General features: G+C 54.1%; 6 protein-coding genes. All 6 read right to left on the bottom strand.

Features of this window, described 5'->3' with window-relative positions; translation table 11 throughout:
• Window positions 1-178 precede the first annotated feature (178 nt).
• Window positions 179-946 (bottom strand): AraC family transcriptional regulator, encoded by a 768-nt coding sequence (locus QZ506_RS01075; protein ID WP_291968432.1) that lies wholly within the window; start codon window positions 944-946, stop codon window positions 179-181.
• A gap of 139 nt (window positions 947-1085) precedes the next feature.
• A complete protein-coding gene (gene lysS / locus QZ506_RS01070; protein ID WP_291968431.1) occupies window positions 1086-2603 on the bottom strand; it encodes a lysine--tRNA ligase in 1518 nt (505 codons plus the stop codon).
• A gap of 8 nt (window positions 2604-2611) precedes the next feature.
• Window positions 2612-3710 (bottom strand): peptide chain release factor 2 gene (gene prfB / locus QZ506_RS01065; protein WP_291968430.1). Its coding sequence is split into 2 segments (ribosomal slippage): window positions 2612-3634 and window positions 3636-3710, totalling 1098 coding nucleotides; the frame shifts between segments, so codons are not numbered across the junction.
• Between the two features lie 126 nt (window positions 3711-3836).
• Complete coding sequence (gene recJ, locus QZ506_RS01060) at window positions 3837-5570, bottom strand: single-stranded-DNA-specific exonuclease RecJ (protein ID WP_291968429.1); 1734 nt, start codon at window positions 5568-5570, stop codon at window positions 3837-3839.
• A gap of 73 nt (window positions 5571-5643) precedes the next feature.
• On the bottom strand, window positions 5644-6360 hold the full coding sequence (dsbC, locus tag QZ506_RS01055) for a bifunctional protein-disulfide isomerase/oxidoreductase DsbC (protein WP_291968428.1): 717 nt from the start codon (window positions 6358-6360) through the stop codon (window positions 5644-5646).
• 78 nt (window positions 6361-6438) lie between these two features.
• A complete protein-coding gene (xerD, locus tag QZ506_RS01050; RefSeq protein WP_291968427.1) occupies window positions 6439-7338 on the bottom strand; it encodes a site-specific tyrosine recombinase XerD in 900 nt (299 codons plus the stop codon).
• Between the last annotated feature and the right edge of the window lie 166 nt (window positions 7339-7504).

The raw sequence follows: 7504 nt of genomic DNA, 5'->3' as shown, positions 1-7504 counted from the left end.
GCTGCGGGCGTACGCCGATGGCCACTTTACTCGATGGAAAACGGATCTGGGCAGAAAAGAATCTGAACCAGATGTAATCTGACAGACACCTGTATAAATAATCGGTAACTGTCAGATCAGGTCTGAGCTAGTACAAATAATGAACGCAAGTTTACGGGGTCAATGACAGGACGTATTGTCAGAAATTGATACGCTGAAAACGCCCCGGCGTCATGGCGTTAAAGCGGTTGAAGGTTTTGGTGAAGTGTGCCTGATCGGCAAAACCCAGACTAAGGGCAACCTCACTGATACTCATGCCCTGACGCAGCAGCTCACGCGCTTTGCCAATACGGCGCTGCATCAGCCAAGCCAGCGGCGGCATACCGGCTTCCTGATGAAAGCTACGCACCAGATGCGCCACGGTGATGTGTTCATCGCGCGCCAACGTATCCAGATTGGGCGGTTCTGCCAGGCAATCGAGCAAACGCGCCTTGATGCGTTTTACCCTGCTGCCCTCGCTGACCATCTTCAACGGCGCAGGGCTACCCATATCGTTGTCCATCAATGCTGCCAATAGCAGCACCAGCCTCTCCTGATACATCGCGCCATCGCTCTGCTCATCGCTGTGGTTTGCCAATATTTTCAACTGCTGCGCCAGAACGGGAGCCTGTTGCACACCTTGTGCAAACCGAAAGGCACGACCAAAGAAATGCTCAAAAGCGCCGGGTTGTACGTAGAGCGAAGCACATTGCCAGCGACCATCGCTGTTATCACCGCTTTGTAGCTGATGCGGATTGTAGGTGGTCACCATCTGGGGATCGACATCAAAAGTGTTGCCATCCAGCCAGACATGCTCCACGCCGTTAAGATTGGCGCTAATCACATATTCATCATGGGTATGGCGGGGAAATACGCCGGTATTTTCTAACAACGCCAGTTCAAACCAGCCATCACGATAGGTGATCATGGAGCCACTTCCCCCCGAAACAGAGGCGTGACGGTAGCATTTTTCTCTGTGGATTTACCAGCATGGCTCGCGGGATGACAACGCATAATGAACCCCATGCTTGCATGGGGTTCATTATGCGTCAGTCGTTCGAAGACGTTTACTTCTGCGGACGCATCGCCGGGAACAGGATCACGTCACGAATGGTGTGGCTGTTGGTAAACAGCATCACCATACGGTCGATGCCAATGCCCAGGCCCGCCGTTGGCGGCAGACCGTGTTCCAACGCGGTGACGTAGTCTTCGTCGTAGAACATGGCTTCGTCGTCGCCGGCATCCTTTGCGCGTACCTGATCGGCAAAGCGCTCTGCCTGATCTTCTGCGTCGTTCAACTCGGAGAAGCCGTTACCAATTTCACGTCCACCGATGAAGAACTCAAAACGGTCAGTGATTTCCTGGTTTTCATCATTACGACGCGCAAACGGTGAAACTTCCGCAGGATATTCGGTGATAAAGGTCGGTTGGATCAGATTCGCTTCTGCGGTTTCTTCGAAGATATCGGTCACGATACGGCCCAGACCCCAGCCTTTTTCGATCTTGATCCCCAGAGACGTTGCAATGGCAGACGCTTTATCGAAGTCGTCCAGATCCGCCACGTTGGTTTCCGGACGATATTTGCAGATAGCCTCGCGCATGGTCAGCTTCTCAAACGGTTTACCAAAATCAAACGTTTGATCGCCATAAGGCACTGTGGTGCTGCCCAGAACGTCTTGCGTCAGGGTACGGAACAGGCTCTCGGTCAACTCGATGAGATCTTTATAATCGGCATAGGCCATATAAAGTTCCATCATGGTAAATTCCGGGTTATGACGCGGCGAAACCCCTTCGTTACGGAAGTTACGGTTGATTTCGAACACGCGTTCAAAACCACCAACCACAAGACGCTTCAGGTACAGTTCCGGCGCAATACGCAGATACATGTCAATATCCAGCGCATTATGGTGAGTCACAAAAGGACGCGCGGAAGCACCGCCGGGGATCACCTGCATCATCGGTGTTTCAACTTCCATAAACCCGTGCTCCGCCATGAAACGGCGGATACCAGACATGATCTGCGAACGCACACGGAACGTATTGCGCGATTCGTCGTTGGCGATCAGATCCAGATAGCGTTGGCGATAACGGGTTTCCTGATCCGCCAGACCGTGGAATTTGTCCGGTAGCGGGCGCAGCGCCTTGGTCAGCAAACGCAGTTCAGTACAATGGATGGAAAGCTCACCGGTCTTGGTTTTGAACACCTTGCCGCGCGCGCCCAGAATATCGCCCAGATCCCATTTTTTGAACTGTTCGTTGTAGATGCCTTCCGCCAGATCGTCACGCGCCACGTACAGCTGAATGCGGCCACCCACATCCTGTAACGTCACGAACGAGGCTTTACCCATGATGCGGCGCGTCATCATACGACCCGCCACGACCACTTCGATGCCCAGCGCTTCCAGCTCTTCGTTTTCTTTATCGTCGTAAGCCGCGTGCAGCGCATCAGAAGTAGAATCACGGCGGAAATCATTAGGAAAAGCGATACCGTGTTCACGCAGCGCCGAGAGCTTTTCGCGGCGCGCTTTCAATTCTTTGTTCAGATCCAGCGCCTGATCGGCACCCTGTGATTGTGACTCAGCCATGTGACTTGTTATAACCCCGCTTTTAAACTTGCTTCAATAAATCGGTCCAGATAGCCATCCAGCACAGCCTGGGTATTACGCGTTTCCACCCCGGTGCGCAGGTCTTTGATTCGGGAATCATCCAGTACGTAGGAACGAATCTGGCTGCCCCAACCGATATCGGACTTGTTATCTTCCAGCACCTGCTTCTCAGCGTTTTTCTTTTGCATCTCAAACTCATACAGCTTCGCTTTCAGCTGTTTCATCGCCTGATCTTTGTTCTTGTGCTGGGAACGGTCGTTCTGACACTGGGTAACAATACTGGTGGGTATATGGGTAATACGCACCGCAGATTCGGTACGGTTAACGTGCTGTCCACCGGCACCGGAGGCGCGATATACATCAATACGCAGATCTGCCGGGTTGATTTCGATATCAATATCGTCATCCACTTCCGGATACACAAACGCGGAACTGAATGAAGTATGGCGGCGACCACCGGAGTCAAACGGGCTCTTACGCACCAAACGGTGCACGCCCGTCTCGGTGCGCAACCAGCCAAACGCGTAGTCACCGATAATCTTGATGGTAGCCGATTTGAGACCCGCGACTTCCCCTTCAGACTCTTCAATCACTTCGGTCTTGAAGCCTTTGCTCTCTGCCCAACGCAGGTACATGCGCAGCAGCATGCTGGCCCAGTCTTGTGCTTCCGTGCCGCCGGAGCCGGATTGAATATCGAGGTAGCAGTTGGCGCTGTCGTATTCGCCGGAGAACATGCGGCGGAACTCGAGCTGTGCCAGCTTGGCTTCCAGCGCGTCCACTTCAATGATGGTGTCGTTGAACGTCTCTTCGTCGTCCTCTTCCACCGCCAGTTCGAGCAGGCCGGAAACGTCTTCCAGTCCCTGTTTCATCTGATCGATGGTATCGACGATCGCTTCCAGCGAGGAGCGCTCTTTGCCCAGCGCTTGTGCACGCTCAGGTTCATTCCAGACGTCGGGCTGTTCCAGCTCGGCGTTTACTTCTTCCATGCGTTCTTTCTTGGCATCATAGTCAAAGATACCCCCTCAGAACAGCTGTCCGGTCAGACAGGTCCTGAATGCGGGTTTTTACCGGATTAATTTCAAACATGATTAGCGTCTTACATTAGCCGTCAAACGACGGAGAAAAAAATGGATATAAACGGACGATTCTAGCGGAATATACACCAGGTTTACAGCCGTCTGGCGCAATTTTACCCCTACGAGCGATGACTCGCTACACCGGCCACAAATGCTGTATCAACAATTGCACGCTGCGTTTACCGCGAAATTCGTTAACATCAAGGCGGTAGGCCAGTTCCGCCTCACGAATGCTGCTGTCGGGCCAGCAGCGGGTATCCACATTAAACGCGATACCGTCCAGCAGTGGCCCGCCATTAACCGGCTCCACCATCAGCTTCAAATGGCGCTCTTTCAACAGTTTCTGCTGCAAGATACGAAAACGCCCATCAAACGTGGGTTCAGGAAACTCTTGTCCCCACGGTCCGGCATCGCGCAGCATCTCTGCCGTCACCAGATTCAGTTCGGTTTGTATCAGTTCACCGTCCGACCAGATAACCCCTTCCAGATGCGATTCATCCAGCCACTCGCCGACCAGTTCACCAAAGCGCTCACGGAAGGTATCAAACTGATGTTCTTCCAACGATAGTCCAGCCGCCATCGCGTGACCGCCAAATTTAACCATCAGCCCCGGATAGCGAGTATCTAGGCGTTCCAGCGCATCGCGCAAGTGCAGACCGGGTATTGAACGGCCAGACCCCTTGAGCCCCCCTTCGCCCGCTGGTGCGAACGCAATCACTGGTCGATGAAAACGCTCTTTAAGCCGTGATGCCAAAATACCGACCACGCCCTGATGCCATTCGGGATGGTACATCGCCAATCCCAGCGGCAGTTGTTCAAGGCCGTGTTCCAGCTTTTCGCACAGTTGCATGGCTTCCGCCTGCATCTCTTGCTCGATTTCACGCCGCGCCAGATTGAGCGCATCCAGATCGCTGGCCTGCATCCGCGCGTCGACTATGTCATCGCACAGCAGCAGCGCCACGCCAATCGACATATCATCCAAACGCCCTGCCGCATTCAGGCGTGGTCCAATCGCAAAGCCCAGATCGCTGGCTACCAGTTGGCTGGCATCGCGGTTGGCGATTTCCAACAAGGCGCGAATGCCAGGGCGACATTTACCGGCACGAATGCGATTCAGCCCTTGCGATACCAGTATACGGTTGTTGGCATCGAGTGGCACCACGTCGGCCACTGTGCCTAGCGCCACCAAATCGAGCAGTTCCGCCAGTTTTGGTTCCGACAATCCTTTTTGGCTAAACCAGCCGCTGTCGCGCAGACGCACAAACAGCGCCATCATCAGGTAAAACGCCACGCCGACGCCGGCCAGCGATTTAGAAGGAAAGGCACAGTCGCGCAAATTGGGGTTAATTATCGCATCAGCGGCGGGCAACGTTTCCCCCGGCAGGTGATGGTCAGTCACCAACACCTGAATACCACGATGGTGCGCATCATCCACGCCGGCATGGGATGAAATACCGTTATCCACCGTCAGGATCAGCTCTGCGCCCAGCTTCTCGGCCTGCACCACCACTTCCGGGCTCAGGCCATAGCCATCTTCAAAACGGTTCGGCACCAGATAGGTCACCTGGCTACCGCCCATGCTGCGCAGTGCCAGCACGGTAAGCGCGGTGCTGGTCGCGCCATCGGCGTCAAAATCACCGACGACGACGATGCGCCGTTGTTCTGTCAGCGCCTGTTGCAACAACACTACCGCGTCGTCAATGCCATCGAGCATGCGATAATCGAGCAGGCCGCGCAGGCTGCGATCCAATTCCTGCCCCCCGGTGACGCCGCGCTGCGCGTACAGACGGCGTAGTAACGGAGGAAGCGTTGCGGGAAGTCCACTGCCTTCCGCCAGCGGACGCCGGCGGAGTATGGTTTTTAATTCCACTTTATTTTCAATTCCACTGCGTGACGGCGTGCATTACACGTTATCGCTTTTAATGGGGCAACCTGACGACAATTTATGCGCCCCGCTTAGCCGCAGCACGATGCGCGTTCAGCATGGCTAACATCTCTTTCGGTGCCTGATAACCCGGAACCACGGTGCCGTCCTCCAGCACAATCGCTGGCGTACCTTGCACACCGAACTGAATACCGAGTTCATAATGCGCACCGATATTGGTCTTGCAGGTTGCCGGGGAGATAGCCTCACCGCGCGACGCGGCGTCATACGCTTTGTTACGGTTAGCGGTGCACCAGATAGACTGCATGTCTTTTTCCGTCGGCGAATTCAGCCCCTGACGCGGGAAAGCCAGATAACGAACGGTAATACCCAGATCGTTATAGTCTTTCATCTGCTCATGCAGTTTGTGGCAGTAACCGCAGGTGATATCGGTGAAAACAGTAATCACATGTTTTTCCTGCGTCGCTTTGTAGACGATCATTTGATCCTGCAAGGCATCCAGTTTTCCTTTCAGAATCTGGTTAGTCACGTTCACCGGCGTGCCGCCATCCACGGCGTAGAGCTGCCCTTGCAGCAAATGTTTACCATCTTCCGTTACGTAAAGTACGCCGCTTTCCGTCAGCACCGTTTTAAGGCCAGCGACGGGCGCAGGCTGGATATCCATCTTTTCAATTCCCAGTTTGATCAGTGTCTGTTTAATCGCCGCGTCGTCGGCGTGTACTGCGCTACTCGTCGCCGCGAGCAGTAAAGAAAGCGCCATTAGCCCTTTTTTCATCGTATTCAGTCCCGTTCATGATGTATTCCGCCTGTAAAGGGCGCGTTTAGCCGTCTGGCCCTTATGTCGCCTGCAATGTCAGGCGCGCGGATGATGCTGTTGATGCAACTGCTTCAGCCGTTCAGTGGCAACGTGCGTATAAATTTGCGTTGTTGAAAGATCGCTATGCCCCAATAACATCTGTACGACACGCAAATCAGCACCGTGGTTCAGCAAGTGCGTAGCGAATGCATGGCGTAAAACATGCGGTGAAAGCTTCTCACTGTCAATGGATGCCAGCACGGCATAGTGTTTGATACGGTGCCAAAAGGTTTGGCGCGTCATCTGCTGCGCCCTGGAGCTCGGAAACAGCACATCAAGCGTTTGTCCGTTCAGCAGCCAGGGCCTGCCGTGCTCGAGGTAGCGCTCCAGCCAGTAAATAGCCTCTTCCCCCAGCGGCACCAGCCGTTCTTTATTGCCTTTACCAATCACCCGCACGACGCCCTGGCGTAAACTGACATCAGCAATGGTCAGCCCCACCAGTTCCGAGACGCGTAGCCCCGTGGCATAAAGCACCTCAAGCATAGCTTTATCGCGCAGCTCAAGCGGTTCATCCACACAGGGCGCTTGCAACAACGCACTCACCTGCGCTTCGCTGAGATCTTTGGGCAAGCGCTGGGGCAATTTGGGAGAAGACAACACCGCGCTGGGGTCGTCACTACGCCGTTTTTCCCGGTATAAATACTGAAAAAAGCGACGCATGGCACTCAGCAAACGCGCTGAACTGGTCGCTTTGTATCCCCCTTCCACGCGTTCTGCAAGATAAGCTTGCAGATCAAGCGCCTGCACCTGCAATAAATCACTGTCGGCACGCTCCAGCAAATCGGCCAGTGCGGTTAAATCTCGCCGGTAAGAAGTCAGCGTGTTGTCAGCCAGGTTTCGTTCTAGCCACATAGCTTCAAGAAACTGTTCGATGTGTGCCCGATCCTGTGCTTGCATACGCTTCTCCTCGCTGTGCGGCGTGCAGGGGCTTTGTTGAATAAATAGATATTATGCTGCGTAGCCATAAAGGCTGCGGATTCCCTTGACGTAAAATCAGTATGTTAAATCCAGAGCGTGGTGATGCATCCCGGAGCGATCAGCATTTTAATCCAAAACAGGCGTG

It is taken from the genome of Candidatus Symbiopectobacterium sp. (assembly GCF_020054415.1).
In the GTDB taxonomy this organism is placed as follows: Bacteria; Pseudomonadota; Gammaproteobacteria; order Enterobacterales; family Enterobacteriaceae; genus Symbiopectobacterium.
Note: the sequence above shows the minus strand (reverse complement) of the source record. Positions and strands in the feature narration are given on the sequence as shown.